The sequence below is a fragment of the Lactobacillus sp. HMSC08B12 genome, assembly GCF_001808415.1.
In the GTDB taxonomy this organism is placed as follows: Bacteria; Bacillota; Bacilli; order Lactobacillales; family Lactobacillaceae; genus Lactobacillus; species Lactobacillus delbrueckii.
The window spans coordinates 1-3,952 of record NZ_KV793121.1 but is presented as its reverse complement, the minus strand read 5'-3'; the positions used below and the strand labels follow the sequence as shown (position 1 = coordinate 3,952).

2 protein-coding genes are annotated in these 3,952 nt (G+C 37.1%); both read right to left on the bottom strand.

What is annotated here, in order from left to right; all coding sequences use genetic code 11:
- Positions 1 to 58 precede the first annotated feature (58 nt).
- Positions 59 to 1,669: an ATP-binding cassette domain-containing protein gene (locus HMPREF3168_RS02280; protein ID WP_070488302.1), complete on the bottom strand. Its 1,611-nt coding sequence runs from the start codon at positions 1,667 to 1,669 to the stop codon at positions 59 to 61.
- 13 nt (positions 1,670 to 1,682) lie between these two features.
- Entirely contained in the window at positions 1,683 to 3,725 is a 2,043-nt protein-coding gene (locus HMPREF3168_RS02275; protein WP_070488299.1) for a class III lanthionine synthetase LanKC N-terminal domain-containing protein, read from the bottom strand.
- Between the last annotated feature and the right edge of the window lie 227 nt (positions 3,726 to 3,952).

Genomic DNA, 3,952 nt, shown 5'->3' with positions numbered 1-3,952 from the left:
TTAGTGTCCTAATTTCGGGGGTCATATCAGACAAGCCAAACTTGCCCGTTTTTTTCGTTTAACCTGCAGTATTACTCAAATGAATCTCCCGGTCAAATAACTGCCGCATCTCTTCAGTCAAGTTGTGCGCGATAAAAACAATCGTTGCATCGGTTTGCAACAGATTCTGCAGAATTTCCAAGCCATTGTGTGTATCGATGGCTGAAGTGCCTTCATCAATGAAAATCAGCTGACTGTCATGGATCTGTGCTCTGGCCAAAACCACTTTTTGCCGCTGGCCGCCAGACAGGGCATGCTTGCCTTGATCGAGTTCCGTATCTACTCCTGCCGGGAATTTAGCCAGATCTTTTTCCAAATTCACCTGCTTAACAAACTGCATTACCCGGTCATTCAGCTTGGAGTTAAACATTGTAATGTTTTCCTTGATTGTACCTGGAAAGAGAACCGGATCTTGCGGAACATAACCAATTTGAGACAGGTCTGGCCGCTCAATTTCTTGCCCGGCTTCGTTTTTAAAACAAATCTTTCCAGTCGCCAATGGCAACTCCTGCAGGATCAGCTTAAAAAGCGTAGATTTTCCAGTCCCGCTGTCACCTGACAATAAGATTTTTTCTCCCCGCTTGATTTGAAAATCCGGATAAGTGATTTTTTCCTCATTACTAAAAGCTACAGACAAGGCTTGAACTGACAATGACTGAAAATGGTCCAAACTTTCAGTCTTTTCTAAGTGGTCGATCTGAACTGCAAGCTGCTTTCTGAGCTTGGCGTTTAAAGTCTTGCTTGACTGCAAAATAGTATATTGGTTGACCACAACCCCCAGTTCAGTAAAAATCGTGCTGGCAAAGTTGCCAATGCTAAAGAAAACACCGAAATTCATCCGGCCAGTAATAATCAAGACACCTGAAACGAGCAAAATCAAGGCCTGGGACAACACGTTTGCGGCATTGTTGACGCCGCTGGCAACTTGCATCCGGCCGGACCGTCTGACATTGGCATCTTCAAGTCGCTTTCCTTGAGCAGTCGTCACCGCCAAAAGCTTCTGCTTGACGTGGTATCTCTGCAAAACGCTCAAACCGCTAAACCATTTTTCCAGCATATCGAGATAACGCTTGTTTTCATTAGAAATATCATCCATAGCCTTTTGCAAAGCTGGAGATAAAAATCGAGGCATGAAAAACATCAACACTGCAAGAAGCAGAATTACCAGCAATAAAAGCCAGCTGTAGGTAAAGACGATGATTGAGGAAAGGACTACATCCAATCCACAAGCGGCAATTTTCAGCCATGGAGCCAGGAAATTTTCACCCAGCATGTTTAAATCTTGGGTCAAACTGTTCTGAACGCTGGAAACTTTTGGTGCCTTGTTACCACTGTTGTAGATTTTTTCCACTTCAGCAGACCGAAGCTTGTGGAAATACTCTTGAGTCTGTTTGTCATACAAGTAATTGGCTCTATAAGACAAGCTGCTGCCGATGGAATTAACCACAAAATTAATCCCGATAATTGTCACGAAAAGCAGCAGGTTTCCTTTGCGCAAGCTGTCCCCCAGCAGTGTCAGCAAGGCGTTGTTGCCGGCCAGAAGCGCGCTGCCGCCAATAACTAAAAGAATGATCGCGATAAACCTAACTCGGTTGCCCTTGATAAAATCTGAATAATACAAAACACTCACAACCTTTTTAAATCTATAAAATTCCCATTTGCTTAGCTTGTTCTATCAAAAATATAATTCCAGCATTTCCATCCGCAAAGTCTAAGCTTATGCGCCTAAACGACTCATCAACCATGTATCTATTACCATTAGAAACAATTGAGTACAACGGAAGATTCCTAAACATTTCCCTTATATCATTATCTCGTTTGCTTGATTTAAATATTTTTTTGAATTTCTGAAGGACGTATATAAAACTTCCTAATCCTCTATACAGAGAACTATTTTTAGGCATATGTTCTTGAGAAATAGAATTAACTAAATCTAGAATCGACGCATCATATTTGGTATCATGAAATTTTTCCCTGTATTCCAGCAAAATGTTGATCATACCTGCCGTGCCGTCAGCAAAATATGGTGATAAATATGTTGAATATTCCGTTATCCTAAAGAATTTTCCATTTATTGTAGATTCCATATATTTTTCTTGTGTATAGTTTATCAAACTATCTATAATAATTTTTTCACTAGGACTCGCAATTTTTATAGTACACAAGAGTAATGCATATACTTGAACTAATGAGGTTTCCGCTAATCGCTCATCCCCATCCTTAAGCATCTCCACCAATCTCTTGCCTTCTGAAATAACATGGTTATGCATCTTTTTTTCAAAAAATATATCATTAAAGATCGTTGGCTTTTGGAGATACTCCTTGTAGATAGACACCATATTCTCATTGAATATTAAATCCGTATCTTCCTCAAAGAAAAGAGTTTTCTTATCATCAATTTGTATTCCATCAATCATGGTCAGATATACAGATTTAACAAGTTCGTATTGAAAGTCATCTAAAGAAACCAAATCTTCGGAATTATAGAGGTTCTCACAATCCATCTTATCTAACACTTCAACCAAATTATCTAACCGCTGATTTGGATCTTCTAATAAGTCCATGATGACATCGACAAAAACTTTTGGAAGATTATGAGTTGACGCATACTGCTTAAAAAAATTAATTGTCATAGCGCCACTATGATCGATCAACAAGAACATATTTCCTCGACAGAAAAATGATATCAATAAATATGCTAATTGTTGATTATCTTGAGCAATTGGGGCTAAAAATGGTGTATTTTCATCAAAGAAGCCTTCAGTACGTGCAAAAAAAGCTATTTTCGAATGATCTTCTAAAAATACGCTTTGCTCTAAATCTACAAAACTTACAAGGTTAGTTTCTGGATCTACTAAAACATTTTCCGATGATATATCTCCTAAAAAAATCCTTTCATCATGAAGTATCTGTACATTTTTCAATAGATCTGTAATCGATTTTCTGTAGTCATTGATTGTTTTCTTACGTAACTTTTTATCAATAAAATTATGGTGCGAATCCGCACGATAGTCATCAACACTTAGGCCGCACTTTTTTTCTTCACATAAAAAATAATCTTCGTCTTCTGAAAAATCAGCAATATAATTAGGAATAAAATCGAATTTCATCATTCTCTTTATATTTACCGCTTCATTCTTCAGCGAATCTGTACATGCTACCCCCAAGTTCATATATCCTGGATGCGCATTTTTTAGGACAAATTCCTCTTCACTACCGGCAACATGGGCTAAAAGCGTAGCTCCTGAAGGCTTAGAATTTAGCCCTTCCGTTGGAATAATTTTCTTAAACAAGTATTTACATGTTTTACTATCATCTGAGTTATCTGGAAATGGCTCATCAACCCAAGCTGGTAAGCGGTACTCCATACTCTCATAGTCCCTATATTCCTTTAATTTCGTAATAGGATTATAAATCCATTTATCCGGTCCCTTAAGCCTACCATACCTATAAAAATCTATCAAATTTGACTTACAGAGATCAAACACTTCATCAAGAATCACTTGATAATTGATTTGTGTTGCAGATATATGAATTTTGAATCCTTGATCGGGAATTTCAGCATTGGAAAAGCAAAATTGAAGAAAGCGTTTTTTGCTATCTCTTGCAATTTTTTTATAATCTTCTAATTGAAAATCACTCGGAAGAAGTGATGTGTCACTTGACTGGTAGTTCAAATTTATCATGTTTTTTCTCCTCATATTTTTGTGTTTTCTTCCTACACTTCCAAATTTATCCACCATATTATACGGTAAATTTTACATTAAAAAAATATAAAGTAAACCCTTGTATTTTAATTTTGTTGGAGGTATACTGTGGTAAACAATTTTTAGGAGGTAACAAAATGAAAGAATTACATAAGTTACAAATGTTAGCGCAAAAGAAGACACTGTCAATTCTTTTGTGTAAATAA

Bases quoted from the DNA above. Each gene is read 5' to 3' on its own strand.
- HMPREF3168_RS02275 (WP_070488299.1), bottom strand. From the start codon at position 3,725: ATGATAAATTTGAACTACCAGTCAAGTGACACATCACTTCTTCCGAGT.